The sequence below is a fragment of the Streptomyces sp. NPDC051104 genome (assembly GCF_040682835.1).
GTDB lineage: Bacteria > Actinomycetota > Actinomycetes > Streptomycetales > Streptomycetaceae > Streptomyces > Streptomyces cynarae.
In genome coordinates this window covers 232,035-256,706 of sequence record NZ_JBFBBS010000006.1, presented here as the reverse complement: position 1 = coordinate 256,706, position 24,672 = coordinate 232,035, and the positions used below count along the sequence as shown (strand labels likewise).

The following is a 24,672-nucleotide window of genomic DNA, read 5'->3' as shown; positions in this document are numbered from 1 at the left end:
TCACTCGTTGTCCGATCATTCGTTGGAGGACGTCCTCATGGGGCCCGGTGGGAACCGCGGCTGGCTGCTCCGCCTCGTCATCGCCTTCGGCTTCGCGCAGGGGGCGGTGTCGATGGCCCGGCCCGCCGTCTCCTACCGGGCCCTCGCGCTGGGCGCGGACGACCGGGCGGTCGGGGTGATCGCCGGTGTGTACGCTCTGCTGCCGCTGTTCGCCGCCGTACCGCTGGGCCGCCGTACGGACCACGGCCGGTGCATGCCGCTGCTGGTGACCGGTGTGGCCCTGATCTCCGGCGGCTGCGCGCTCAGCGGGGCCGCGGGTTCCCTCGCGGCGATGGCCGCCTGGAGCGGCGTGATGGGCCTCGGCCACCTCTGCTTCGTCATCGGCGCCCAGTCGATCGTGGCCCGCCAGTCGGAGCCCCACGAACAGGACCGCAACTTCGGTCACTTCACCATCGGCGCCTCCCTCGGCCAGCTCGTCGGCCCGATCGCCGCCGGCGCCCTGATCCACGGCCCCGACCGGGCGGCCACCAGCGCGCTCGCCCTGCTGGTGGCCGGCGCGGGCGCCGCGGTCGCGTTCACCTCGCTGTGGCGCATCGAGCGCCGTACGGCCACGACGACCCGTACCGCGCGCGGCGACCGCGTCCCCCTGCACCGCATCCTGCGCGCCCGCGGTGTACCGGCCGGCATCCTGATCAGTCTCGCCGTGCTGTCCGCCACGGACATCCTCACCGCGTACCTGCCGGTCGTCGGCGACCACCGCGGCATCGCCCCGGCGCTCGTCGGCCTGCTGCTGAGCCTGCGCGCGGCGGCCACCATCGCCTGCCGTCTCGTCCTCACGCAGCTGCTGCGGCTGCTGGGCCGGACCCTCCTGCTCGCCCTGACCTGCCTGGTGGCGGCGCTGCTGTGTGCCGGGATCGCGCTGCCGGTGCCGGTGTGGGTGCTCGGCGCGATGCTCACCGTGCTCGGGTTCTGCCTGGGTGTCGGGCAGCCGCTGTCCATGACGACCGTCGTGCAGGCCGCGCCCGACGACGCCCGCTCCACCGCCCTCGCCCTGCGGCTGACCGGCAACCGCCTCGGCCAGGTCGCCGCGCCCGCCGCCGCGGGGCTGGTGGCCGGAGTGGCCGGCGTGGCCGCGCCGTTCGTGATGCTGGGCGCGCTGCTGCTGGTCTCCTCCGGGATCGCGCTGCGCTCGCCGGCGAGAGAACCGCACGGGGCGGACTCGTCCGCGCGGCGGGGCGCGGCGGCCCGACCGGATCTGAAGCCGCCTCCGGACCGTCCCTCACGGCCGGCCTGATCCGGAGGACAGGCCCTACGCTGACCTTCCGGAGCCCCCTGGCGCCACAAAACTACCGGCGCTAGTTTGGGGCGCGGACGACGCTGCCCCGCCCGGGAGGAAGACGATGAAGGCACATGACGGCATGTACATCGACGGCGACTGGCGCCCCGCCGTCGGCGCGGACACCATCGAGGTCGTGAACCCCGCCGACGAGCAGGTCATCGGCCGGGTCCCGGCGGGCACCGCCGAGGACGTCGACGCCGCCGTACGCGCCGCCCGCGCCGCCTTTCCCGACTGGGCCGCCACCGCTCCGGCCGAGCGGGCCGCCCGGCTCGCCGCCCTGCGCGACGTGCTCGTCGCCCGGAAGGACGAGATCGCCGAGACCGTGACGGCGGAGCTGGGCTCCCCGCTCCCGTTCTCGCAGAACGTGCAGGTCGGCCTGCCGATCGCGGTCGCGGGATCGTACGCCGAACTGGCCGCCACCCACTCCTTCGAGGAGAAGGTCGGCAACTCCACCGTCTACCAGGAGCCGGTCGGCGTCGTCGGCGCCATCACCCCCTGGAACTACCCCCTCCACCAGATCGTGGCCAAGGTCGCCCCGGCGCTGGCGGCTGGCTGCACGGTCGTCCTCAAGCCGGCCGAGGACACCCCGCTGACCGCCCAGCTCTTCGCGGAGGCCGTCCACGAGGCGGGTGTGCCGGCCGGGGTCTTCAACCTGGTCACCGGCCTCGGCCCGGTCGCGGGCCAGGCGCTCGCCGAGCACCCGGGCGTCGACCTGGTCTCCTTCACCGGCTCCACGGCGGTCGGCCGGCGGATCGGCGCCACGGCGGGAGCGGCCGTGAAGAAGGTGGCCCTGGAACTGGGCGGCAAGTCCGCGAACGTCATCCTGCCGAGCGCGGACCTCGCCAGGGCGGTCAACGTGGGCGTCGCGAACGTCATGTCCAACTCCGGCCAGACGTGCAGCGCATGGACGCGGATGCTGGTGCACCGGGACCGGTACGAGGAGGCGGTCGAGCTCGCCGCGACGGCCGCGGCGAAGTACGGGGACCGCATCGGCCCGGTGGTGAACGCCAGGCAGCAGGCGCGGGTGCGCGGTTACATCGAGAAGGGCCTCTCGGAGGGCGCCCGGCTGGTCGCGGGCGGCCCCGAATCCCCCCGGGAACGCGGCTACTTCGTGCAGCCCACCGTCTTCGCCGACGTCACCCCCGAGATGACGATCGCGCAGGAGGAGATCTTCGGCCCCGTACTGGCGGTCCTCCCCTACGAGGACGAGCAGGACGCCCTGCGGATCGCCAACGGCACGGTGTACGGGCTGGCCGGCGCGGTATGGGCCGGGGACGACGCGGAGGCGGTCGCGTTCGCGCGGCGCATGGAGACCGGGCAGGTCGACATCAACGGCGGACGCTTCAACCCCCGCGCCCCCTTCGGCGGTTACAAGCAGTCCGGGGTCGGCCGCGAGCTGGGCGACCACGGCCTCGCCGAGTACCTGCAGACCAAGTCCCTCCAGTTCCAGGAGCGTTGAGCCAGATGGTCGTCCGTGCCGCTGTACTGCCCGCCGTCGGTGCCCCGCTGGAGGTCACCGGGATCGAGCTGCCCGAGCCCGGCCCCGGCCAGGTCCGGATCCGGCTCGCCGCCGCCGGGGTCTGTCACTCCGACCTGTCCCTGTCCAACGGCACCATGCGGGTGCCGGTGCCCGCCGTCCTCGGTCACGAGGGCGCGGGCACGGTGGTGTCGGCGGGGGAGGGCGTCACCCATGTCGCCCCCGGTGACGGAGTGGTGCTCAACTGGGCGCCGTCCTGCGGGAGCTGCCACGCCTGCGCACGGGGCGAGGTGTGGCTGTGCGCCGACGCGCTCACCGGCGCCGGTGCCGTCCACGCCCGCCGCGCGGACGACGGCACGGATCTGCACCCCGGTCTGAACGTGGCCGCGTTCGCGGAGGAGACCGTGGTCGCGGCGTCCTGTGTGCTCCCGGCCCCGGACGGCGTGCCGCTGACCGACGCGGCCCTGCTGGGCTGCGCGGTCCTCACCGGATACGGGGCCGTGCACCACGCGGCGAAGGTACGGCCGGGGGAGACGGTCGCGGTGTTCGGCGTCGGCGGGGTGGGCCTGGCGACCCTCCAGGCGGCGCGGATCGCGGGCGCCGAGAGGATCGTCGCGGTGGACGTGTCCCCCGCGAAGGAGGAGTTGGCGCGAGGGGCGGGCGCGACGGACTTCCTGCTCGCCTCCGACACCACGCCCCGCGAGATCCGCGGCCTGACCGGCAAGCAGGGCGTCGACGTGGCGGTGGAGTGCGTGGGCCGGGCGGCCACCATCCGCGGCGCCTGGGACTCCACCCGCCGCGGCGGCCGTACGACGGTCGTCGGCATCGGCGGCAAGGACCAGCAGGTCACCTTCAACGCCCTGGAGATCTTCCACTGGGGCCGCACGCTGACGGGCTGCGTCTACGGCAACTCGAACCCGGCCGAGGACCTGCCGGTCCTGGCCGAGCACGTCCGGGCGGGCCGCCTGGACCTGGGCGCGCTGGTGACGGAACGGATCGCGCTGGAGGGCATCCCGGCCGCCTTCGAGAACATGCTGGCGGGCAAGGGCGGCCGGGCGATGGTGGTGTTCTGAAGTCCTGTGTTCGTCCTGTGTCCTAGGACTCGGCGGCCGGTACCTGCTCGGGCGCGGTGTGCGGTTCCGGGGCCGGAGGCGACTTACGGGGACGCGACCGTGACACCGCCACTCCGGCCAGGCACAGCGCGCCACCCCCGAGCGTCACCGGCCCCGGGACCTCCTGGAGGAAGAGCCAGGACATCAGGACCACCAGCGCGGGCACCGCGTACGTCGTCGCGCCCATGCGGCTCGCGGTCGTACGGGCCAGGGCGTACGCCCAGGCGGTGAAGGCGAGCGCGGTCGGAAAGACGCCCAGGTAGACCATGTTGAGCGTGGCGGACACCGGCGCGCGGGCTGCGTCGTGCACCAGCTGTCCGGCGAACGGCAGACAGGCGACCGCACCCACCAGACACCCGAAGGTCGTCGCCTGCAGCGCGCTCGCCGCACCCAGCGCGGGCTTCTGCGCGACGACACCGGCCGCGTAGGCGCCCGCGGCGAGCAGACACAGCACCACCCCGAGCACCGAGGAACCCCCGTCACCCGACATCGACAGGCCCACGGTCACGGCACCGGCGAACGACACCGCCATGCCCGCGAGCAGCCGCGGCGGCATGGCGTCCCCCAGCAGCCGCGCACTCAGCAGCGCGATCAGGATCGGCCCGATGTTCACCACCAGCGCGGCGGTCCCGGCATCGACCTGCTGCTCGCCCCAGTTGAGCACGACCATGTAGAAGCCGAACCACAGCAGCCCGGATATCGCTGTCCCGCGCCACGCCGCACGCGGCGGCAACCCCTCCCGCCGCAGGAGGCAGATCACTCCCAGCGCCAGTGCCCCGGCCAGCAGTCGGCCGAGCGCCAGCGCGCCCGGCGCGTACGCGGCGCCCGCGCTGCGGATCGAGACGAAGGCGGAGGCCCACAGCAGCACGGTGACGGTGGCGGCGCCGGCGGCCAGACGGGAGGGGGAGGCGTTCATCGAAACTCCTTGCGTGGAAACCCTGGCGCCTTCGGCCCGGGGAGGAAACGCATCCGGCGATCGCCGGGCGCGTAGCGTTCTGATTGCGCTGCGCTTTGTCACATCCGGCGGGGACACCGGGCTGCCGGGTCTACCGCCGGGCTGGCGGGAAGTCAGGTCTGTGGAGCTTGTGCAAGACCGTGGGCGGCACACCGTCCCTTCGCTGGTAACCCCAGGCGGCAGCGGGCTGCGAAGCAGAAATCCCGACCCGCGAGGGAAGGAATCCCCGTCGTCTCGGCGGGGAGGAGGTCAACATTCTCCAGAGGCTAGGAGGGCAGGGGGCGGTGGCGCTCGCGGATTTCCGCCGGGACGGCGGGCTCAGCGCAGTGCCGTCGCCTTGATGCCGAGCCACTGCGACAGCGCGTGCTCGCCCTCGGTCGTGACCTTCACGGCCCGCTCGGAGCCGATGCGGACGCACCAGCCCGCGTCCAGGGCGTGCCGGCACAGCGCGGCGCCCGCGACACCGGCGAGATGGGGGCGACGCTCGGTCCAGTCGAGGCAGGCGCGGGCCAGGGGCCGGCGGCCCTCGCGGTCGAGGCGGATACCGGCCAGGCCCGAGTCCGTGAGTGCGAAGCCCGTGTCCTGACGCAAGAGGCCACGCGCGGTCAGCGCATCCGTGACGGCGATGCCGAGCCGCCCCGCGAGGTGGTCGTAGCAGGTGCGCCCGCGGGCCATCGCGGACCCGGCACTCGCCTCCCGCAGCGTGCGCGGACGCCCGGCCCCGGCGTCCGGCGCCACCTGCGCGGCGAGGTCCTCGACGATCTGGGCGACCCGCGCGTCGGCGAGCCGCACATACCGGTGTCGTCCCTGCCGCTCCTCGGCGAGCAGCCCGCCCGCGAGGAGCTTGCCCAGGTGCTCGCTCAGCGTCGAGGCGGCGACCCCGGCGTGCCGCGCCAGCTCACTGGCGGTCCACGCCCGGCCGTCGAGCAGCGCCAGCAGACAGGCGGCCCGTGTCTCGTCGCCGATCAGCCCCGCGAGCCCGGCGAGCCCGGCCGCCGTGCCGTCCTTCCTCGTCGTCATGCGTCCAGCATCGACCACGGACACTTCGGCGCCCACCGAAGGGTGCCCCGACTGTCCTATACGGGGCGCTTCACCTGCTCGTACTGCCGCTCCAGTCCGTCCAGCAGGGCCGCCAGCCCCGTCTCGAAGGCCCGTTCGTCGATCTTCTCCTGCCGCTCGGCAAGGAGGTGGGCCTGCCCGAGGTGGGGATAGTCGGCCGGATCGTACGCCGTCGCGTCGCCGACGAAACCGGCCGCGAAGGAGCCGAGCGCGGAGCCCATCACGAAGTAGCGCATCAGCGCGCCGATGGAGGTGGCCTGCGCGGGCGGCCATCCCGCCTCGACCATCGCCCCGTACACCGCGTCCGCGAGGCGAAGCGCGGCCGGGCGACGGCCGGGCCCGCGGGCCAGGACCGGGACGATGTTCGGGTGGTCGCGCAGCGCGGCCCGGTAGGAGACCGCCCAGTCGTGCAGCGCGGTCCGCCAGGGCCGGCCGTCCTCGAACATCGACAGATCGACCTGCGCGCTCACCGAGTCGGCGACCGCCTCCAGGATCTCGTCCTTGGTGCGGAAGTGGTTGTACAGCGACGGCCCGCTGACCCCGAGTTCGGCGGCGAGCCGGCGCGTGGAGACGGCCGCGAGGCCTTCCGCGTCCACCAACGCCCGCGCCGTGGAGACGATGCGGTCGGTGCTGAGGAGGGGCTTGCGCGGTCGGGCCATGGCGCACATAGTAGGGCTGCACTGGCAAACTAGCAGTGCTAATTTAAATGTGCCGCTTTCAATGATCTGCCCGAGGGGTGACGCGTCGTGAACCTGGAGCTCAGCGAGGAACAGGTGGCCGTGCGACGGCTGGCCGAGGAGTTCGTGGCCCGCGAGATCGCCCCGCACGTCGTCGCCTGGGACCGGGCCGAGGAAGTGGACCGCTCGATCGTCAAGAAGCTCGGCGAGGTCGGCTTCCTCGGGCTCACCATCGACGAGGAGTACGGCGGTTCGGGCGGCGACCACCTCGCGTACTGCCTGGTGACCGAGGAGCTGGGCCGCGGCGATTCGTCCGTGCGCGGGATCGTGTCCGTCTCGCTCGGCCTGGTCGCCAAGACGATCGCCGCCTGGGGGAGCGAGGAGCAGAAGCGCCGCTGGCTGCCGGGGCTGACGTCCGGGGAGTACGTCGGCTGCTTCGGGCTCACCGAACCGGGCACCGGCTCCGACGCGGGCAACCTCGCCACCAGGGCGGTACGCGACGGCGACCACTACGTGATCAACGGCACCAAGATGTTCATCACCAACGGCACCTGGGCCGACGTCGTCCTCCTCTTCGCCCGCTCCACCGACGCCCCCGGTCACAAGGGCGTCTCCGCCTTCCTCGTCCCCACCGACACCCCCGGCCTGACCCGCCGCACCGTCCACGGCAAGCTCGGCCTGCGCGGCCAGGCGACCGCCGAACTGGTCCTTCAGGACGTACGCGTCCCCGCCTCCGCGATGCTGGCCCAGGAGGGCAAGGGGTTCTCCGTCGCCATGTCCGCGCTCGCCAAGGGCCGGATGTCGGTGGCGGCGGGCTGCGTCGGCATAGCCAGGGCCGCGCTGGAGGCGGCGGTGGCGTACGCCGGCGAACGGGAGCAGTTCGGCAGGACGATCGCCCACCACCAGCTCGTCCAGGAACTCCTCAGCGACATCGCCGTGGACGTGGACGCCGCACGGCTGCTGACCTGGCGCGTCGCCGACCTGATCGACCGCGGCCTGCCCTTCGCCGTCGAGTCCTCCAAGGCGAAGCTGTTCGCCTCCGAGGCCGCCGTCCGCGCCGCGAACAACGCCCTGCAGGTCTTCGGCGGCTACGGCTACATCGACGAGTACCCGGTGGGCAAACTGCTGCGCGACGCCCGTGTGATGACCCTCTACGAGGGCACCAGCCAGATCCAGAAACTGGTCATCGGGCGGGCGCTGACGGGGGTTTCGGCGTTCTGAGTACCGCTTTGAGTACGTGTGCGGATGTGCCGGCGCCGCCGTCCGCCGACCCTGGTCCGCATGAGTGAGACTCCGGTCAGACAGCAGAACACGGCCGCCTTCTACGGGCAGGCCGTGGCGTCCTTCGCCATCGCCCTGGTGGCCACCGCCGTCGGGATCTTCCGACTGCACGCCGACGCCTGGGTGCGGGCCTTCCTCGGGATCGCCGTCCTGTACCTGGTGACCTCCGCCTTCACCCTCGCCAAGGTGATCCGGGACCGCCAGGAGGCCGGGCAGATCGTCAGCCGGGTCGACCAGGCCAGGCTGGAGAAGCTGCTCGCCGAGCACGACCCCTTCGAAAAGCTCTGAGCGGGGACGCTAAGCGCCCGCTCACCTTCGGAGGTATGGTGTTCGTCCTGCCAGTGGAAGGGGCGAGCGATGAGTACGGCGGAGGAGACAGCCGGCGGCGAGGTGGAGCCGTGGGCCGAGGTGACCCCGGACGCGGCCCGGCGGCTGCTGGTCGCCGCGGTCGAGGCCTTCGCCGAACGCGGCTACCACGCCACGACGACCCGTGACATCGCGGGACGCGCCGGTATGAGCCCGGCCGCGCTCTACATCCACTACAAGACCAAGGAAGAGCTGCTTCACCGCATCAGCCGCATCGGCCACGACAAGGCCCTGGAGATCCTGCGCACGGCGGCCCGGCGCGAGGGCAGCGCGACCGAGCGGCTCGCCGACGCCGTGAGCTCCTTCGTCCGCTGGCACGCCGGGCGGCGCACCACCGCGCGGGTCGTGCAGTACGAGCTGGACGCGCTCGGCCCGGACGCCCGCGCCGAGATCCAGGCCCTGCGCCGCCAGGTGGACGCCGAGGTGCGCGGGATCGTCGAGGACGGCGTGGCCGCGGGCGAGTTCGACGTGCTGGACGTGAAGGGGACGACGCTGGCCATCCTCTCCCTGTGCATCGACGTCGCCCGCTGGTTCAACGTCAACGGGTCCCGGACCCCGGAGGAGGTCGGCGCGCTCTACGCCGACCTCGTGCTGCGGATGGTGGGGGCGCGGAAGTAGGCGCCCCCGCCGAGAAAGTCCGGGGTCAGAGGTAGTAGCGCGCGACCGACTCGGCGACGCACACCGGCTTGTCGCCGTTCTCCCGCTCCACGGTGAAGGCGACGGTCACCTGCACGCCGCCCTGCACGTCCTCGACGCCGGAGATCGTCGCGGTGGCGCGCACCCGGGAGCCGACCGGCACCGGGGCGGGGAAACGGACCTTGTTGGTGCCGTAGTTGACGCCCATCTTCACGCCCTCCACCTTGATCAGCTGCGGCCCGAACAGCGGGAGCAGCGACAGCGTGAGGTAGCCGTGCGCGATGGTGGTCCCGAAGGGGCCCTGGGCCGCCTTCTCCGGATCGACATGGATCCACTGGTGGTCGCCGGTCGCCTCCGCGAACAGGTCGATCCGCTTCTGGTCGATCTCCAGCCAGTCGGTGTACCCCAGCTGCTCGCCCACCGCCGCCTTCAGCTCGTCGGCGGACGTGAAGGTCCTCGGCTCTGCCATGTTCCCGGCCTCTCGCGTCACGAAATCACGATGTCTAAGCAACTGCTTAGCATGGTCGGGCGCGGCACCGGTGTCAACGGACGGCGCCTGTGCCGCGGTGGGTAGGCTCTGGAAGGTGCCCCAGATCCCGGAGAAGATCCACGAGCTGACCGTCGGCCAGTTGTCCGCCCGCAGCGGCGCCGCCGTCTCCGCCCTGCACTTCTATGAGTCCAAGGGCCTGATCAGCAGCCGCCGCACCGCGGGCAACCAACGCCGCTACTCCCGGGACGCACTGCGCAGGGTCGCCTTCGTACGGGCGGCGCAACGGGTGGGCATCCCGCTGGCCACGATCCGCGAGGCGCTGGCGCAGCTCCCCGAGGAGCGCACACCCACGCGCGAGGACTGGGCCCGCCTCTCCGCGGCCTGGCGCTCCGAACTGGACGAACGCATCCAGCAGCTGAGCCGCCTGCGGGACCACCTGACCGACTGCATCGGCTGCGGGTGCCTGTCCCTGGAGACGTGCGTGCTGTCCAACCCGGACGATGAGTTCGGCGAACGGCAGTCGGGCTCCCGCCTGCTGGTGGAACGCCGCAAGCGGTAGCCCCCCGGCCCCCTGCGGGCAGTCTGCCTCCACCCCCAGAGCCTTGACGGCCTGGGGTACCCCAGGGCGGCACGGTGGGCGCTGGGGGTACCCCCTGCCCGAAGAGCTTGGGGAGGCGCCCCGCAGGCGCCGGGCTGCGCACGTCCTCTCGGTCCACCCCGGCACCGGGCACCCGTCGGTCAGCGGCTCACTTCCGCACCCTGTCCCGATGGGTCAGGAGCCGCTGATCACGGGGGTGCGGCATCCCCCGGCGCACCCCCATGAGCCAAACGAGAGACCCTAGGCCGACACGAGCAGTCGCGCGCGCCTGGTCCTTGCCAGAGCCCCGGGTGTCAGCACGTGCGACGGCACCAGGATGCCGCAGTCCGTGCAGACCGGGCCCGACGACGGCTCATGGGCCAGGTCGTATCTCCATGTGAGGCGCTCACCGGCGCACACCGGACACGATGAGCCCGGCTCGCGCTCCAGTGCGGCGATGAGTCGGCGCAGCACCTCCGCCAGCGGTTCATGAGGGTGGACCCGCGGGTCATCGCACCACGCGACCCCGAAACCGCCCCACGTCAGCCGGTGCCAGTCGTCCACACTGCCCGGCCGGCGCAGCCCGTCGTGCTTCTCCTTCTTGCGGCGCTCCGTGAACTCGGCCTCGTAGGTGAGCCAGACGGACCGGGCCTCCTCCAGTTCCTCCAGTGCGGCCACGAGCCGCGCCGGATCGGGGGAGCGGTCCTCGGGGCCGAACCCGGCCCGGGAGCACAGATGGTCCCAGGTCGCCCTGTGCCCGTAGGGGGCGAACTTCTCAAGGCACTTGCGCAGTGAGTAGCGCCGTAGTGCCAGATCGCACCTCGGATCACGGACCTGTCTCGCCAGACTCCGGAAACCGGCCATCGCCCTGCACCTCCGTCACAACTGCACCTGTACTTCGGTCACTTCGGCGTCGTCCTGGGGACGTCGCCGAATAGACGTATCGACACGCGATTCGGCTCCATCGGATTTCCGATGACCTCCATAAGCACTTGCCGGACGGTTGAAAAACTGACGCATGTTCATCTTCAATCGCGGGGATACCGGCGGTAACGTCCACCCGCCCATACCCCGTCGGGAGGAGCTGCCATGCCACGGCGCACCCCACGCACCGCCCTCGACAGACTGAGAACTCCTCGCAGAACCCCCAAGTTCCTCAAGGCCGCGTCGATATGCGTGCTCATCGCGGGGCTTTTGTCCCCGACCGCCGCGACCACGGCACAGGCGGCCAACACCGCGGAGGCGGCCGCGTCGAACGACTACTGCGGCGGCCAGTGTTCGGACATCCTCCCGCCCGGTGAGAACGGCAACGCCACCCTCGCCCAGATCCTGCTCAACCAGGCCTTCGGCACCCAGCCCGACCACGCCGAGGACCAGCTCGGCCCCTACGCCAACCTGGCCACCGGCTACTCCACGCTCACCGACGCGAAGATCAACAGCTTCTTCAACGACGCCTCGTTCGGCGTCCCGTCCGATCAAGTCGCCTCCACGGAGAAGCCCGCGGGCCGCGGCGACGTGTCGATCGTCCGCGACAAGAAGACGGGCGTCCCGCACATCACCGGTACCACCAGGTACGGCACGGAGTTCGGCGCCGGGTATGCCGCGGCTGAGGACCGGCTGTGGCTGATGGACGTCTTCCGGCACGTGGGCCGCGGACAGCTCACCTCCTTCGCGGGCGGCGCCGCCGCCAACCAGGGCCTCGAGCAGGAGTTCTGGCGCGACGCGCCCTACACCGAGGCGGACCTCCAGGCACAGATCGACAATGCGGTGGCCGCCGCCGGCGACCGCGGCAAGCAGGCCCTCGCCGACGTGAACGCCTATCTGGCCGGCGTCAACGCCTACATCGACGCCTCCGACAGCGGCCGCTCCTTCCCCGGCGAGTACGTCCTTACCGGCCACAAGGACGCCATCACCAACGCCGGCACCATCGAGCACTTCAAGGTCACCGACCTGGTCGCGCTCGCCTCCGTCATCGGCGCGCTCTTCGGCTCCGGCGGGGGCGGCGAGGTCAACAACGCGATCTCCCTGCTGGCCGCCCAGTCCAAGTACGGTGTGGAGGAGGGCACCAAGGTCTGGGAGTCCTTCCGCGAGCGCAACGACCCCGAGGCCGTCCTCACCGTCCACAACGGCGAGAGCTTCCCGTACGCGACCAAGCCCTCCAGCCCCCAGGGCGAGGCGCTGCCGGAGGCGGGCTCGGTGACCCAGGAGCCACTCGTCCACGACCGCACCGGCAGCGCGGCGACCTCGAGCGCGACCAGTGCGTCGAAGACCGCGGCCACTACCGCCCTGACCTCCGCCAAGCGCGGCATGTCCAACGCCCTGGTGGTCAGCGGCAAGTACACCGCGAGCGGCCGCCCCATCGCCGTCTTCGGCCCGCAGACCGGCTACTTCGCGCCCCAGCTCCTCATGCTCCAGGAGATCCAGGGGCCCGGCATCAGCGCCCGCGGCGCCTCCTTCGCCGGCCTGAGCATGTACGTCGAACTGGGTCGCGGCCAGGACTACTCGTGGAGCGCGACCACCTCCGGCCAGGACATCATCGACACCTACGCGGTCGAGCTGTGCCAGGACGACTACCACTACCTGTACCACGGCACCTGCACCGCCATGGACAAGATCGAGCAGAAGAACTCCTGGTCACCCACGACCGCCGACTCGACCCCGGCCGGCTCCTACACCATGCGCGTGTGGCGCACGAAGTACGGTCCCGTGGAGTACCGCGCCACGGTCGGCGGCAAGAAGGTCGCCTACACCACCCTGCGCTCGTCCTACCTGCACGAGGCCGACTCGATCATCGGCTTCCAGATGCTGAACGATCCCGACTACGTCAAGGGCCCGAAGGACTTCCAGAGCGCGGTCCAGCACATCAACTACACCTTCAACTGGTTCTACGCCGACTCCCAGCACACCGCGTACTACAACAGCGGCGACAACCCGGTGCGGGCGAGCGGTGTCGACGCCGAGTTCCCCGTGTGGGCGCAGGCGGCGTACGAGTGGCGCGACTGGGACCCGGCGACCAACACGGCCGACTACACCCCGCCGTCCCAGCACCCCAACTCCATCGATCAGGACTACTACATCTCCTGGAACAACAAGCAGGCCAAGGACTACACGGCCGCTCCCTGGGGCGAGGGCTCGGTCCACCGCGGCAATCTGCTCGAGGACCGGGTGAGGAAGCTGGTCGCGGCCGGCGGGGTGACCAGGTCGTCCCTGGCGAAGGCGATGGCGGACGCGGCTCTCGCCGACCTGCGGGCCGAGGACGTGCTGCCGAAGCTGCTGAAGGTCGTCAACAGCAGTACGGTGACGGACTCCACGGCCGCGGCGGCGGTCAGCAAGCTGCAGGCCTGGGTGACGGCGGGCGCCAAGCGCACGGAGACCTCGGCCGGCTCGAAGACGTACGCCGACGCCGACGCCGTCCGCATCCTGGACGCCTGGTGGCCGCTGCTGGTGAAGGCCGAGTTCCAGCCGGGCCTCGGCAGCGACCTGTACACCGCCTTCGGCAACAACCTGCCGATCGACGAGTCCCCGTCGGCCGCGCACGGCCCGACCGGCTCGCACGCCGGAAGCTCCTTCCAGTACGGCTGGTGGAGCTATGTCGACAAGGACATCCGGGCGGTCCTCGGGGAATCGGTGCAGGGGCCGCTCACGCAGAAGTACTGCGGCGGCGGCAGCCTGAGCGCCTGCCGTGACACCCTGATCAGCACGCTGAAGCAGGCGGCGGGCATGACCGCGTCCCAGGTCTACCCGGGCGACGACCAGTGCTCCGCCGGTGACCAGTGGTGCGCCGACTCGATCGTCCAGCGCACCCTGGGCGGCATCAAGCACGGCAGGATCAGCTGGCAGAACCGGCCGACGTTCCAGCAGGTGGTGGAGTACACCTCGCACCGGTAGGCCGGGAGGTGACGAGTGGCGGCGGGTCAGCTCACCCGGCCCGCCGCCAGCACCACCCGGGCCAGCTCCGGATGCACGATGTCGCTGTGCGCCCCCGCCGGCGGACCGCCGTGGCAGACCACCGCACAGGCGTCGACGTTGACGCAGCCGGACGCCGGCAGTCCGCCGCTGAGCGCGTCGGCGAGCGTCAGGCGGCGCGTACCGTCCACCGCCTGGACCCCGTCGTGCCCCATCGCCCCCCACCGCGGGCCGAGGAGCCGGCCGATGTCGAAGTCCGCCGCGAAGTCCCCGGTCAGCGACCGGTCGTCGTTCGCCATGCGGGACGCCAGCGGGTAGAGCGTGCCGAGTGCCGCGTCGAAGTGGGAGTAGCAGCACACCAGGGGACCGTCGACCCGGTTCTGCTGCCCGTGCAGCACCCCGCTCGTATGCGGGTCCTCCGGCAGCCGGGCCGCGAACGCGTAGTGCGAGAAGGCGCCCTGCAGCAGCGTCACGGACTTCACCGTGCGCACCCCCTCCGGCAGCCCGCGCAGCGCGAACGACACCAGCCGCCCGCCGAAACTGTGCCCGACCAGGTGCACCCGCACCCCCGGCGCCGCCTGCGCCAGCTGCCCGATCACCTGCCCGAGCCCCCGCTCGCCGACCGTCCCCGCGCGCCGCTTCATCGCGTAGTACGTGGCCTGTCTGAGCAGCTCGCGGGCCCCGTCCCACACCCCCTTCGGCGTGAACGAGAACCCCTCCGGGGACTCCCCGCCGGCCGACTGGACCTGCTCCAGCGCCCGCGCGAAGCTCCGGCACACCTCGGCCGTGTCCCCGGTCAGCATCCCGGGCTCGTCCTCGGGCGCCCCCTGCGCCAGGGTGTCCGCGGCGAACGCGGCCTGCGGCCCCTGCGGCCGCACCTCCACCAGCAGTCGTACCAGCCGCCCGAACTCCTCCAGCGAGGCACCGTCGTCCGGGTGCTGCTCCAGCAGCCGTGAGAGCTGCTCCACCACGGTCGCACGGCCGGGGAACACCTCGAGCAGCGCGTGGCGGCTGTCATTGTCCAGCAGCGGAGCCACCGGAACCTCGGCCGCGACCGACGGCGGGAAATGGGGGATCGGCTCGTCCGCGAACATCATCGACGGCCAGATCACGCCGACGTACCCGAGGCGGGCCCTGGGCGCGATCAGGGGCACCGGCGCGAAGAAGCTGCTGTAGAGCCGGGTGGCGCCGGAGCGCTGGTTGTTCCAGCCGTGCGCGAAGACCAGCAGGTCGCGCACTCCCCGCCGTGTCACCTCCGCGAGCAGCCGGTCCCGCTCCGGCCCGTCGACGTCGCCGTCCGCGTCGAAGGTCAGCTCCCAGTAGGGACTCACGCTCACTGCCGGTACCGCCATGACGGGCCCCCTTGCCCCGAGTTCGAGTGCGCTGTGCGCAGTGCGCGCATCGTCCTGCGGGCGGACACGGTTGGCCATACGTCATGACTCATCCGTACAGCAGGTACTCCCTGCGGATGCGCCGGAAGGCGGCCAGCTCGTCCTGCCACGCGGCCACCACCTCGTCGGCCGTGGCGCCGGCGTCGATCATCGTGCGCACCCGCGCGGAGCCCGTGAGCTTGTCGATCCAGTCGTCGGAGCGCCAGGCGAAACCGCCCCACACCTTCTTCGCGGTCACGAGCAGCGCGATCCCGGTGCGGACGGGGTCGTAGGCGGCCCGGTCGTGCACATGGACCTGCACTCCACCGATCGTCCTCCCCTGGAACTTGGAGAAGGTGGGCGCGAAGTAAGCCTCCCTGAAGTGCACGCCCGGCAGCCCCAGTCGCTCCGCTTCCGCTGCCCACCGGCCGTCGACGCCCTCCGCGCCGAGGAGTTCGAAGGGGCGGGTGGTGCCGCGTCCCTCGGACAGGTTCGTGCCCTCGAACAGGCACGTACCCGAGTAGACCAGCGCGGTGTCGGGTGTCGGCATGTTGGGGCTCGGCGGCACCCAGGGCAGCCCGGAGACGTCGTAGAAGTCGGACCGCCTCCAGCCGGTCATCAGGACGGTGTCGAGCGGAACGGGCGTGGTCAGGAACTCCTCGTTGAACAGCCGCGCCAGCTCCGCGACCGTCATCCCGTGCGCCTGCGCGATCGGCTGCCGGCCGACGAAGGTCGCGGACTCCGTGTGCAGGACCGGGCCGAGGGCGGCGCGTCCGGTCACCGGGTTCGGCCGGTCCAGGACCATGAACCGCTTGCCGGCGAGCGCGGCGGCCTCCATGCAGTCGTAAAGGGTCCAGATGTAGGTGTAGAAACGGGCGCCCACGTCCTGGACGTCGAAGACGACGGTGTCCACACCGGACGCGGTGAAGATGTCGGCGAGCGGCCGGCCGCTCTTCAGGTACGTGTCGTAGACGGGAAGCCCGGTCGCCGGGTCGTCGTGGCGGCCCTCCGATCCGCCGGCCTGGGCGGTGCCGCGGAAGCCGTGCTCGGGGCCGAAGACCGCGACCAGGTTCACCCGGGGGTCGGCGTGCATCACGTCCACGATGTGGCGCACGTCCCTCGTCACACCCGTGGGATTGGTCACGATGCCGACCCGGCGGCCCGCCAGCGGCGCGTAGCCGTCCGCCGCCAGCCGTTCGAAACCGGTGCGCAGCCGCCTGCCGCCGCCGGCCCCGGACGCTGCGGGGAACGGCACGGTCGCCGCCGTGGTGGCGGCGAGCAGCCCTCGTCTGGACAGCCTCATGCGATGACCTCCCTGTTCGATGGAACTGTCATGCCCGCGTAATGGCCGACGAAGCAGCCTCTTCCCTCGTACATACCGACTGGTTAGTCTGACCGCCGTACAGAGCCGACGGCAGCAGAGCCGGTGCGTGTCGCGTCGAAGGAGACCGATGGTGGAAGCCGTGCAGGATGCGGGAGTGGTCGTCACCGGGGCGGGAGGCGGCATCGGGGCCGCGCTGGCCCGCCGCTTCGCCGCCGAGGGGGCCCGGGTCGTCGTCAACGACCTGGACGCCGAGAAGGCCAAGGCCGTGGCCGGCGAGATCGGCGGCATCGCCGTCCCGGGCGACGCGTCCGCGATCGTGTCCGAGGCGCGGGACGCCCTCGGCGGCACGATCGACGTCTACTGCGCCAACGCGGGCCTCGGCTCCGGCGGCACCGAGGCCGCCGACGAGGAGGTCTGGGCGCGGGCCTGGGATGTGAACGTGATGGCCCACGTCCGCGCGGCCCGGGAACTCCTGCCCGCCTGGCTGGAGCGCGGCGCGGGCCGCTTCGTCTCCACTGTCTCCGCCGCCGGACTGCTCACCATGATCGGCGCCGCCCCCTACAGCGTCACCAAGCACGGCGCGTACGCCTTCGCCGAGTGGCTGTCCCTGACGTACCGCCACCGCGGCCTGAAGGTCCACGCGATCTGCCCCCAGGGCGTCCGCACCGACATGCTGACCGCCTCCGGCAGCGCGGGTGACCTGGTGCTGGCACCGACCGCGATCGACCCCGAGGACGTCGCCGACGCCCTGTTCAAGGGCATCGAGGAGGACCGGTTCCTGATCCTGCCGCACCCCGAGGCCGCCGCCTACTACCAGGCGCGCGCCACCGACCCGGACCGCTGGCTGACGAGCATGAACCACATCCAGCAGAAGTGGGAGGCCGGCCGGTGACCGCCTCCCCCTACGCCGCCAAGCCCTGGCTCACCCTGCTCGACGATGCCCAGCGCGCGCCGGTCAGCCCCGCCGACTCGCTCCCGCACGCCCTGCGCGAGGTGCCCGCGGACCGCACCGCCCTGGCCTACTTCGACGGCCGGATCAGCTACGCCGAACTGGACGCGCTGACCGACTCCGTCGCCGGGTTCCTCGCCTCGCGCGGTCTGGAGCGCGGCGACCGGGTCGCGATCCTGCTGCAGAACTCCCCGCACTTCGTGCTGGCCCTGCTCGGCGCCTGGAAGGCCGGCGCCACCGTCGTGCCCGTCAACCCCATGTACAAGTCGGGGGAGGTCACGCACGTCCTGAAGGACGCCGAGGTGACCGCCCTGGTGTGCTCCGACCGCGCCTGGGAGTCGTACCTGCGGGACACGGCCGCCGCATCGCCCGTGCGGATCGTGCTGACCGCCTGCGAACGGGACCTCCAGACCCGTGACGACGCACGGGTGCTCACCTTCGAGCGGCTGGAGCAGGCCGCCGACGCCGACGACCTGGTCACCGTCGCCCGGCAGGGCCACAAGGCGCCCGAGGGCCGCGACGTGGGCCCGTCCGACATCGCGCTGATCAGCTACACCTCGGGCACCAGCGGCACCCCCAAGGGCGCCACCAACACGCACGGCAACATCATGTACAACGCCGAGCGGCAGCGCACGGGCCTCGGCCTGCCCGAGGCGCCCGTCTACTTCGCGCTGGCACCGCTGTTCCACATCACCGGGATGGTGTGCGAGCTGGTGGCCTGTCTCACCAGCGGCGGCACGCTCCTCCTCGCCTACCGGTTCGAGCCGGGCGTCGTGCTCGACGCGTTCGCCGAGCACCGCCCGCACTACACCGTCGGCCCCTCCACCGCCTTCATGGCGCTCGCCGCCCACCCGTCCGTCACCCCGGACCACTTCTCCTCCTTCCGGGTCATCTCCTCCGGTGGCGCGCCGCTGCCGCCCGCCCTGGTGGAGAAGTTCCGGGCCGGCTTCGGTCCGTACATCCGCAACGGCTACGGCCTGACCGAGTGCACCGCACCCTGCGCCTCGGTCCCGCCCGGTCAGGAGGCCCCCGTGGACCCGGTCTCCGGGACTCTGGCGGTCGGCGTGCCCGGGCCGGACACGGTCGTCCGCATCGTCGACGAGAGGGGCGAGGAGGTGCCGTTCGGCGAACAGGGCGAGATCGTCGTCCGCGGCCCCCAGGTCGTGCCCGGCTACTGGCGGCGCCCCGAGGCCACCGCCGAGACCTTCCCTGACGGCGAGCTGCGCACCGGCGACATCGGGTTCATGGACGAGCGGGGCTGGCTGTACGTCGTGGACCGCAAGAAGGACATGATCAACGCGTCCGGCTTCAAGGTGTGGCCGCGCGAGGTCGAGGACGTCCTCTACACGCATCCGGCGGTGCGCGAGGCGGCCGTCGTGGGGGTGCCGGACGGGTACCGCGGCGAGACCGTCAAGGCGTACATCAGCCTGCGCCCGGGCGCCGAGACGGACCCCGACGCGCTCGCGGCGTACTGCAAGGAGAGACTGGCCGCCTACAAGTACCCGCGCCAGGTGGAGATCCTGCCCGAGCTGCCGAAGACGGCGAGTGGGAAGATCCTCCGTCGGGAACTGCGTTCCCGCCGGGAGTGAGCCGAAGGGGCGCGCCGGTGTCGAGAGCGCGACCGCGCGGATGCCCGAAGGGCTGAGCACGGTCGGGGTCTCGACACCGGCTTGAGCGCTCCGGAGGCGAACGACCCGAGAAAAGGCGCAGACGAGCCAGTAGAGATCGCCGGTACATCACGGAAAGGCAGGTGGCGGCAGTGCCCAGAACGACGGACGGGGACGGGACGCCGGTCCCGCAGCGGCTCCTGGCCGCCGCCACGCGGCTCTTCGCCGAGCAGGGCTACGACCGCACGTCCGTGCAGGAGATCGTCGAGGCGGCAGGCGTCACCAAGGGCGCGCTGTACCACTACTTCGGCTCCAAGGACGATCTGCTGCACGAGGTGTACGCGCGCGTGCTGCGTGTCCAGCAGGAGCGGCTCGACGCCTTCGCGGACGCCGACGAGCCGGTGGAGAAGCGCCTGAGGGACGCGGCAGCCGACGTCGTCGTCACCACGATCGAGAACCTCGACGACGCGATGATCTTCTTCCGGTCCATGCACCACCTCAGCCCGGAGAAGGACAAGCAGGTCCGCGCGGAGCGGCGCCGCTACCACGAGCGGTTCCGCGCGCTGATCGAGGAGGGCCAGAAGGAGGGCGTGTTCTCCACCGCCACCCCGGCCGACCTGGTCGTCGACTACCACTTCGGCTCGGTGCACCACCTGTCGACCTGGTACCGCCCCGACGGCCCGCTCAGCCCCCGGGAGGTCGCCGACCACCTGGCGGACCTGTTGCTGAGGGCGCTGCGGCCGTAGCCCATCGGCGCACAGGGGTGATCGACGCACATGGGTGAGGGGCGGACGCCACGGCGTCCGCCCCTCACCCATGTCTCACAGGTACTTCTTCAGCTCCCGCCGTGCCAGCGACCGCTGGTGCACCTCGTCGGGGCCGTCCGCGAGCCGCAGGGTGCGGGCCGCCGCCCAGAGCTCGGCCAGCGGGAAGTCCTGGCTCACCCCGCCCGCGCCGTGCAGCTGGACCGCCTTGTCGATGATGTCGACGACCGTGCGCGGAGTGGCGATCTTGATGGCCTGGATCTCGGTGTGCGCGCCCTTGTTGCCCACCGTGTCCATCATCCACGCCGTCTTCAGCACCAGCAGCCGCAACTGCTCCACGGCCACGCGCGCGTCGGCGATCCAGTTGTGCACCACACCCTGCTGGGCCAGCGCCTTGCCGAAGGCGGTGCGCGAGACGGCCCGCTCGCACATCAGCTCGATGGCCCGCTCCGCCATGCCGATCAGCCGCATGCAGTGGTGGATCCGGCCCGGACCCAGCCGCGCCTGGGCGATGGCGAACCCGCCGCCCTCCTCACCGATCAGGTTGGTCACCGGCACGCGCGCGTGGTCGAAGACGACCTCGGCGTGGCCGCCGTGGTAGTGATCCTCGTAGCCGTACACCTGCATCGCGCGCTTGACCGTGACACCCGGCGTGTCGCGGGGGACCAGCACCATGGACTGCTGGCGGCGGATGTCCGGCCCGTCCGGATCCGTCTTCCCCATCACGATGAAGATCTTGCAGTCCGGGTTCATCGCCCCGGAGATGTACCACTTGCGGCCGGTGATGACGTACTCGTCTGTGCCATCGGAGGCTCGGTCGATGCGCGTGGTGATGTTCGTGGCGTCCGAGGAGGCCACCTCCGGCTCGGTCATCGCGAACGCCGAGCGGATCTCCCCGGCCAGCAGCGGCTCCAGCCACTGCTTCTTCTGCTGTTCGTCGCCGAACTGCGCGAGGACCTCCATGTTGCCGGTGTCGGGCGCCGCACAGTTCGTCACGGTGGGCGCCAGCTGCGGGGAGCGGCCGGTGATCTCGGCGAGCGGGGCGTACTGGAGGTTGGTGAGCCCGGCGCCGTACTCGGCGTCCGGCAGGAACAGGTTCCACAGACCCTGCCGGCGCGCCTCGGCCTTCAGCTCCTCGACGACCGGCGGGGTGTCCCATGGCGAGGCGAGCCGCTCACGCTGCTCGTGGGCGACGGCCTCCGCCGGATGGACGTACTCGTCCATGAAGGCGAGCAGCTTGGCGCGCAGCTCCTCGGTGCGCGCGTCGAACGCGAAGTCCATGACGGATCAGCCTTCCTGCAGGGTGGTCAGGCCGTGCTCGATGAAGACGGGCACCAGCTCGCCGATGCGGTCGAAGCCCCGCCCGACCGTCTGGCCGAGCGTGTAGCGGTAGTGGATGCCCTCGAGGATCACGGCGAGCTTGAACCAGGCGAACGCCGTGTACCAGGAGACGGCGGAGACATCGCGCCCCGAGCGGGCCGCGTACCGCTCGATCAGCTCGGCCGGATCGGGGTGACCCGGGGCCTCGGCCGTCGTGGAGACGGGGGAGTCGGGCGTGCCGAGCGGAACGCTGTACATCACCAGCAGACCCAGGTCGGTCAGCGGGTCGCCGAGCGTGGACATCTCCCAGTCCAGGATGGCGGTGATCCTGTCGTCGTCACCGAGGAGAACGTTGTCCAGGCGGTAGTCGCCGTGGATCACGGCCGGCGCGGGGGAGCCGGGCAGCGCGCGGCCGAGCGCCGCGTGCAGCTCGTCGATGCCGGGCAGCTCCCGGTTGCGGGAGGCGTCCAACTGCTTGCCCCAGCGGCGCAGTTGACGGTCCAGGAAGCCCTCCGGGCGGCCGAAGCCCGCAAGACCCACCGCTTCGGGGTCCACCGCGTGCAGCTCGACCAGCGTGTCCACCAGGCCGAGGATCGCGTTCCGGGTGCGCTCCGGGCCGAGCGGCGCCAGCTGTTCGGCGGTGCGGTAGGGGGTGCCCTGGACGAAGTCCATCACGTAGAAGGGGGCGCCGAGGACCGACTCGTCCTCGCACAGCAGCACCGGGCGCGGCACCGGCACCGGCGTCGGGTGCAGCGCGCTGATCACCCGGTGCTCGCGCCTCATGTCGTGCGCGGTGGCCAGGACGTGGCCGAGCGGGGGACGGCGTACGACCCACCGCGCCGTGCCGTCCGAGACGGCGTAGGTGAGGTTGGACCGCCCGCCCTCGATCAGCCGCCCGGTCAGGGGGCCGTTCACCAGGCCGGGCCGCTCGGCGTCGAGCAGGCCGCGCAGCCGGCCGAGATCGAGACCCGGCGGGTGGTCTGGGCTCATCGTTGCTCCTCACGTGCGACGTGCGCGGAAAACAGGACCTGCCTCATGATGCCGACCGGTCGGTATGTCGTCCAGTGCGCGGGGCGAACGTGATCGGCGCCACGGTGCCATCGTGGCGCCGGCGGTCGCGGGTGTCACGGCGGCGGGGCGCCGCCGCCGTGACACGGACGCGGCCCTCACGCGTGGCTGGCCATCATCTCTCCGCCGTTCATGACCGCCATGTCCCGGAAGCCGGGCAGCGGATCGAGAGGCGCCCCCTCGGCCAGGCCGTCCAGTTCGGCATAGGCGCGGTGCAGGTTGGCCACCAGCCGCTCGCTCTCCCGCCACTCGGCGAACTCCCCGAGATCCGTGGACCGCGCCGCCTGGAGCGGCGTACGGCCCGCCGCGTGGTGCTTCTGCGCGACCTCGGCGACGAACCGCAGATAGCGCTCCGTACGGTCGAACGCCGACGGATCGGTCACCGGCCCGTGCCCGGGCACCACCGTCTCGGCGCCGAGCGCGCGCAGCCGTTCCAGCGCGCGCAGGGAGCCGCTGAGCGAGCCCATCAGGAAGAACGGCGTGCCGCCCTCGAAGACCAGGTCGCCGGTGAACAGCACGCGCCGGTGCGGCAGCAAGACCACCGAGTCGCCGACGGTGTGCCCGACGCCGGGGTGGATCACCTCGGCGTCCACCGCCCCCGTGTGCACCGTCGTGTGGTCCCTGTACGTCAGGTCGGCACCCTGTATCCGGACGTCCCCGTAGTCGATCGTGGGCCAGATCAACGGCAGGTTGTGCCCGGCGGCGAGCGCTTCCCGGCGGCAGTCGGCGTGCGAGACGATCATCGCGGCCGGCGCGAAGAAGGCGTTGCCGTAGGTGTGGTCGCCGTGGTGGTGGGTGTTGACCACGACCCGCGGCGCGGGGGCTCCCGTCGCCGCGATCGCCGCGCCCAGGGCACGGGTGCGGCGTTCGGTCGCGGTGGTGTCCACCAGCAGGGTGGCCGTCCCGTCGCTCACGAACCCGGCGTTGTTCAGGCACCAGCCGCCGTCCGGCTGGACATAGGCGTGTACGTCGTCGGCGAGTGCGACCGTGTACGGCTCAGCCGCGGCCATGGAACCCCCTGTTGCGTTGCCAACTGGTGCGGGACAGCCTGCCAGTCGACAACGAGCCTCCCGTACCGGGGGTTCCTCGTGCAGTCCTCGGTCAGTGCCTTCAGAACACCAGGGCCGCCGCGCACACCGCTAGCGCGGCCGTGCACAGGGTCGCGGCCGCGGCGTGGCGGGGCGTGAGCCGCGGGGGGTGGCCGGGCTCGGCGGTCGCCAGGGCGTGGATGCGGCGCCCGGCCAGAGCCAGGAAACCGAGCCAGAGCAGGCAGCACAGCGCGACGGCGACGAAGCCGCCCGCCGTCCCGCCGTGCAGTGCCGTCTTCGCGGCCAGAACGGCGGCCACGGTGCAGGACAGGGTGGTACGGCGCCACGCGAGCCGGGTGCGCTCCGGCTGGAGCCCCGGGTCGCGCTGACCGGCCGGGGCGCTCATCCGGCCCAGCCGAGGAGGACGACCACGACCATGGCGACGGCCACCACGGCGATGGCGAGGCTGAGCACCGCCGGGAAGCGGGAGGCGGGAAGGTCCTCGCCGCGCCGCATCGCCCGCTCGCAGCGCACCCAGTGGTTGACGGCCCGCAGCGAGCACAGCACCCCGGAGCCGAGCAGCGCGAGGGCGAGCCCCACGCGCCAGGCCCAGCGCAGGCCGGGCAGGAACTGGTCCACGGCGAAGCCGCCGCCGATCAGCGCGAGCGCGGTGCGCAACCAGGCCAGGAAGGTGCGCTCGTTGGCCAGGGAGAAGCGGTAGTCGGGTGTACGGCCTTCCTCACGGACCTCCTGGGGCGCGAACCACAGCCGGACGTTCCGTACGAATTCGATCACGGGCAGGACCCTACCGGGGGCGCCGTGCCGCGCCGCGCTCAGTCGGCGGACCGGCGGTACTCCTTGAGCCGCCGGTATGCGGCGAGCCCGTCCGGGACCCACTCCCACTGCGACAGCCGCCGTTCCACCTCGTCCTCCGGCAGGAAGGCGTGCCAGGCGACCTCTTCCGCCTGGGGGTTCACCGGCAGGTCGCAGCGGACCTGGTAGACCGAGGACCACCAGGTCCGTCCGGCTCCGTCGTCGTACAGGAACTTGAACAGCGGCTCGGGCCGGGCGAGCCCGCTGACGCCGAGTTCCTCCTCCGCCTCGCGCAGGGCGGCGTCGTCGTAGCTCTCTCCCGCGCCGACGACGCCGCCGACGAACATGTCGTAGAGGGAGGGGAACACGAGTTTGGTGGGGGTGCGGCGGTGCACGAAGACCCGCCCGTCGCCATCGCGCGCCAGCACGAACACGCACCGGTGCCGCAGCCCCCGTGCGTAGGCCTCGCCGCGCGGCGACCGCCCGACGACCCGGTCTTCCTCGTCCACGATGTCAAGAAGCTCATCAGCGGCACTCATACGGCCATCCAACCA

Annotated in this window: 24 protein-coding genes; 11 read left to right on the top strand and 13 right to left on the bottom strand. The window is 71.9% G+C overall.

The genetic code is table 11. The features are described from left to right. Positions 1-37 precede the first annotated feature (37 nt). The 3 genes from AB0N14_RS12450 (at position 38) to AB0N14_RS12440 (ending at position 3,889) form a co-directional block, all read left to right on the top strand. A complete protein-coding gene (locus AB0N14_RS12450) occupies positions 38-1,294 on the top strand; it encodes an MFS transporter (RefSeq protein WP_366025658.1) in 1,257 nt (418 codons plus the stop codon). Positions 1,295-1,400: 106 nt separating this feature from the next. Beyond that, positions 1,401-2,798, top strand: a complete 1,398-nt coding sequence (locus tag AB0N14_RS12445) for an aldehyde dehydrogenase family protein (protein ID WP_366025604.1) — start codon at positions 1,401-1,403, stop codon at positions 2,796-2,798. A gap of 5 nt (positions 2,799-2,803) precedes the next feature. Beyond that, complete coding sequence (locus AB0N14_RS12440; protein ID WP_366025603.1) at positions 2,804-3,889, top strand: Zn-dependent alcohol dehydrogenase; 1,086 nt, start codon at positions 2,804-2,806, stop codon at positions 3,887-3,889. Positions 3,890-3,911: 22 nt separating this feature from the next. Here the strand turns inward: AB0N14_RS12440 and AB0N14_RS12435 are convergent, their stop codons facing one another. The 3 genes from AB0N14_RS12435 to AB0N14_RS12425 all read right to left on the bottom strand — a co-directional run bounded on the left by AB0N14_RS12435 (position 3,912) and on the right by AB0N14_RS12425 (position 6,601). Then, entirely contained in the window at positions 3,912-4,844 is a 933-nt protein-coding gene (locus tag AB0N14_RS12435; protein ID WP_366025602.1) for a DMT family transporter, read from the bottom strand. Positions 4,845-5,201: 357 nt separating this feature from the next. After that, the gene (locus AB0N14_RS12430) at positions 5,202-5,903 is read right to left on the bottom strand and encodes a winged helix-turn-helix domain-containing protein (protein WP_366025601.1); all 702 of its coding nucleotides are present in this window, start codon (positions 5,901-5,903) and stop codon (positions 5,202-5,204) included. 56 nt (positions 5,904-5,959) lie between these two features. After that, positions 5,960-6,601 (bottom strand): TetR/AcrR family transcriptional regulator, encoded by a 642-nt coding sequence (locus AB0N14_RS12425; protein ID WP_366025600.1) that lies wholly within the window; start codon positions 6,599-6,601, stop codon positions 5,960-5,962. An 87-nt stretch (positions 6,602-6,688) separates the two neighbouring features. Between AB0N14_RS12425 and AB0N14_RS12420 the strand changes: the two genes are divergently transcribed. The 3 genes from AB0N14_RS12420 (at position 6,689) to AB0N14_RS12410 (ending at position 8,884) form a co-directional block, all read left to right on the top strand. Beyond that, on the top strand, positions 6,689-7,840 hold the full coding sequence (locus tag AB0N14_RS12420) for an acyl-CoA dehydrogenase family protein (RefSeq protein WP_366025599.1): 1,152 nt from the start codon (positions 6,689-6,691) through the stop codon (positions 7,838-7,840). Between the two features lie 60 nt (positions 7,841-7,900). Beyond that, the gene (locus tag AB0N14_RS12415) at positions 7,901-8,188 is read left to right on the top strand and encodes a YiaA/YiaB family inner membrane protein (protein ID WP_200421396.1); all 288 of its coding nucleotides are present in this window, start codon (positions 7,901-7,903) and stop codon (positions 8,186-8,188) included. A gap of 69 nt (positions 8,189-8,257) precedes the next feature. Beyond that, positions 8,258-8,884, top strand: a complete 627-nt coding sequence (locus AB0N14_RS12410) for a TetR/AcrR family transcriptional regulator (RefSeq protein WP_366025598.1) — start codon at positions 8,258-8,260, stop codon at positions 8,882-8,884. Between the two features lie 25 nt (positions 8,885-8,909). Here AB0N14_RS12410 and AB0N14_RS12405 read toward each other — a convergent pair whose 3' ends face one another. Further along, a complete protein-coding gene (locus tag AB0N14_RS12405; protein ID WP_366025597.1) occupies positions 8,910-9,371 on the bottom strand; it encodes a MaoC family dehydratase in 462 nt (153 codons plus the stop codon). A gap of 115 nt (positions 9,372-9,486) precedes the next feature. Here AB0N14_RS12405 and soxR point away from each other — a divergent pair, with 115 nt between their 5' ends. Beyond that, the gene (gene soxR / locus AB0N14_RS12400; RefSeq protein WP_366025596.1) at positions 9,487-9,951 is read left to right on the top strand and encodes a redox-sensitive transcriptional activator SoxR; all 465 of its coding nucleotides are present in this window, start codon (positions 9,487-9,489) and stop codon (positions 9,949-9,951) included. 279 nt (positions 9,952-10,230) lie between these two features. Here the strand turns inward: soxR and AB0N14_RS12395 are convergent, their stop codons facing one another. Beyond that, complete coding sequence (locus AB0N14_RS12395; RefSeq protein ID WP_366025595.1) at positions 10,231-10,833, bottom strand: hypothetical protein; 603 nt, start codon at positions 10,831-10,833, stop codon at positions 10,231-10,233. Between the two features lie 225 nt (positions 10,834-11,058). Between AB0N14_RS12395 and AB0N14_RS12390 the strand changes: the two genes are divergently transcribed. Then, positions 11,059-13,857: a penicillin acylase family protein gene (locus AB0N14_RS12390; RefSeq protein WP_366025594.1), complete on the top strand. Its 2,799-nt coding sequence runs from the start codon at positions 11,059-11,061 to the stop codon at positions 13,855-13,857. Between the two features lie 26 nt (positions 13,858-13,883). On the opposite strand, the gene AB0N14_RS12385 is transcribed toward AB0N14_RS12390, so the two are convergent. Both AB0N14_RS12385 and AB0N14_RS12380 read right to left on the bottom strand, forming a co-directional pair. Then, positions 13,884-15,227 (bottom strand): serine-threonine protein kinase, encoded by a 1,344-nt coding sequence (locus AB0N14_RS12385; protein ID WP_366025593.1) that lies wholly within the window; start codon positions 15,225-15,227, stop codon positions 13,884-13,886. 88 nt (positions 15,228-15,315) lie between these two features. After that, the gene (locus AB0N14_RS12380) at positions 15,316-16,548 is read right to left on the bottom strand and encodes a DUF1343 domain-containing protein (RefSeq protein WP_366025592.1); all 1,233 of its coding nucleotides are present in this window, start codon (positions 16,546-16,548) and stop codon (positions 15,316-15,318) included. 148 nt (positions 16,549-16,696) lie between these two features. On the opposite strand from AB0N14_RS12380, the gene AB0N14_RS12375 reads away from it, so the two are divergent. The 3 genes from AB0N14_RS12375 to AB0N14_RS12365 all read left to right on the top strand — a co-directional run bounded on the left by AB0N14_RS12375 (position 16,697) and on the right by AB0N14_RS12365 (position 19,871). Then, on the top strand, positions 16,697-17,461 hold the full coding sequence (locus AB0N14_RS12375; RefSeq protein ID WP_366025591.1) for an SDR family oxidoreductase: 765 nt from the start codon (positions 16,697-16,699) through the stop codon (positions 17,459-17,461). Then, positions 17,458-19,107, top strand: coding sequence for an AMP-binding protein (locus tag AB0N14_RS12370; RefSeq protein WP_366025590.1), 1,650 nt, complete (start codon positions 17,458-17,460; stop codon positions 19,105-19,107). The genes AB0N14_RS12375 and AB0N14_RS12370 overlap by 4 nt, the downstream gene beginning before the upstream one ends. 170 nt (positions 19,108-19,277) lie before the next feature. Beyond that, positions 19,278-19,871 (top strand): TetR/AcrR family transcriptional regulator, encoded by a 594-nt coding sequence (locus tag AB0N14_RS12365; protein WP_103839136.1) that lies wholly within the window; start codon positions 19,278-19,280, stop codon positions 19,869-19,871. Between the two features lie 75 nt (positions 19,872-19,946). Here the strand turns inward: AB0N14_RS12365 and AB0N14_RS12360 are convergent, their stop codons facing one another. From AB0N14_RS12360 to AB0N14_RS12335, 6 genes are all read right to left on the bottom strand, one after another. After that, positions 19,947-21,170, bottom strand: a complete 1,224-nt coding sequence (locus AB0N14_RS12360) for an acyl-CoA dehydrogenase family protein (protein WP_366025589.1) — start codon at positions 21,168-21,170, stop codon at positions 19,947-19,949. Positions 21,171-21,176: 6 nt separating this feature from the next. Then, a complete protein-coding gene (locus tag AB0N14_RS12355) occupies positions 21,177-22,199 on the bottom strand; it encodes a phosphotransferase family protein (protein ID WP_366025588.1) in 1,023 nt (340 codons plus the stop codon). A gap of 176 nt (positions 22,200-22,375) precedes the next feature. Next, positions 22,376-23,287: an MBL fold metallo-hydrolase gene (locus AB0N14_RS12350; protein WP_366025587.1), complete on the bottom strand. Its 912-nt coding sequence runs from the start codon at positions 23,285-23,287 to the stop codon at positions 22,376-22,378. A 100-nt stretch (positions 23,288-23,387) separates the two neighbouring features. Next, complete coding sequence (locus AB0N14_RS12345; protein WP_366025586.1) at positions 23,388-23,711, bottom strand: DUF202 domain-containing protein; 324 nt, start codon at positions 23,709-23,711, stop codon at positions 23,388-23,390. Next, positions 23,708-24,100 carry a DUF202 domain-containing protein gene (locus tag AB0N14_RS12340; RefSeq protein ID WP_366025585.1) on the bottom strand — a complete coding sequence of 131 codons (393 nt, stop codon included), beginning with the start codon at positions 24,098-24,100 and terminating at the stop codon, positions 23,708-23,710. The genes AB0N14_RS12345 and AB0N14_RS12340 overlap by 4 nt, the downstream gene beginning before the upstream one ends. 38 nt (positions 24,101-24,138) lie before the next feature. Next, positions 24,139-24,657, bottom strand: coding sequence for an NUDIX domain-containing protein (locus tag AB0N14_RS12335; RefSeq protein WP_366025584.1), 519 nt, complete (start codon positions 24,655-24,657; stop codon positions 24,139-24,141). Positions 24,658-24,672 lie beyond the last annotated feature (15 nt).

Bases quoted from the DNA above. Each gene is read 5' to 3' on its own strand.
- AB0N14_RS12350 (WP_366025587.1), bottom strand. From the start codon at position 23,287: ATGGCCGCGGCTGAGCCGTACACGGTCGCACTCGCCGACGACGTACAC.
- AB0N14_RS12345 (WP_366025586.1), bottom strand. From the start codon at position 23,711: ATGAGCGCCCCGGCCGGTCAGCGCGACCCGGGGCTCCAGCCGGAGCGC.
- AB0N14_RS12390 (WP_366025594.1), top strand. From the start codon at position 11,059: ATGCCACGGCGCACCCCACGCACCGCCCTCGACAGACTGAGAACTCCT.
- AB0N14_RS12450 (WP_366025658.1), top strand. From the start codon at position 38: ATGGGGCCCGGTGGGAACCGCGGCTGGCTGCTCCGCCTCGTCATCGCC.
- AB0N14_RS12405 (WP_366025597.1), bottom strand. From the start codon at position 9,371: ATGGCAGAGCCGAGGACCTTCACGTCCGCCGACGAGCTGAAGGCGGCG.
- AB0N14_RS12355 (WP_366025588.1), bottom strand. From the start codon at position 22,199: ATGAGCCCAGACCACCCGCCGGGTCTCGATCTCGGCCGGCTGCGCGGC.
- AB0N14_RS12435 (WP_366025602.1), bottom strand. From the start codon at position 4,844: ATGAACGCCTCCCCCTCCCGTCTGGCCGCCGGCGCCGCCACCGTCACC.
- AB0N14_RS12395 (WP_366025595.1), bottom strand. From the start codon at position 10,833: ATGGCCGGTTTCCGGAGTCTGGCGAGACAGGTCCGTGATCCGAGGTGC.
- AB0N14_RS12385 (WP_366025593.1), bottom strand. From the start codon at position 15,227: ATGGCGGTACCGGCAGTGAGCGTGAGTCCCTACTGGGAGCTGACCTTC.
- AB0N14_RS12335 (WP_366025584.1), bottom strand. From the start codon at position 24,657: ATGAGTGCCGCTGATGAGCTTCTTGACATCGTGGACGAGGAAGACCGG.
- AB0N14_RS12425 (WP_366025600.1), bottom strand. From the start codon at position 6,601: ATGGCCCGACCGCGCAAGCCCCTCCTCAGCACCGACCGCATCGTCTCC.
- AB0N14_RS12360 (WP_366025589.1), bottom strand. From the start codon at position 21,170: ATGGACTTCGCGTTCGACGCGCGCACCGAGGAGCTGCGCGCCAAGCTG.
- AB0N14_RS12430 (WP_366025601.1), bottom strand. From the start codon at position 5,903: ATGACGACGAGGAAGGACGGCACGGCGGCCGGGCTCGCCGGGCTCGCG.
- AB0N14_RS12440 (WP_366025603.1), top strand. From the start codon at position 2,804: ATGGTCGTCCGTGCCGCTGTACTGCCCGCCGTCGGTGCCCCGCTGGAG.
- AB0N14_RS12410 (WP_366025598.1), top strand. From the start codon at position 8,258: ATGAGTACGGCGGAGGAGACAGCCGGCGGCGAGGTGGAGCCGTGGGCC.
- AB0N14_RS12445 (WP_366025604.1), top strand. From the start codon at position 1,401: ATGAAGGCACATGACGGCATGTACATCGACGGCGACTGGCGCCCCGCC.
- AB0N14_RS12375 (WP_366025591.1), top strand. From the start codon at position 16,697: ATGGTGGAAGCCGTGCAGGATGCGGGAGTGGTCGTCACCGGGGCGGGA.
- AB0N14_RS12380 (WP_366025592.1), bottom strand. From the start codon at position 16,548: ATGAGGCTGTCCAGACGAGGGCTGCTCGCCGCCACCACGGCGGCGACC.
- AB0N14_RS12415 (WP_200421396.1), top strand. From the start codon at position 7,901: ATGAGTGAGACTCCGGTCAGACAGCAGAACACGGCCGCCTTCTACGGG.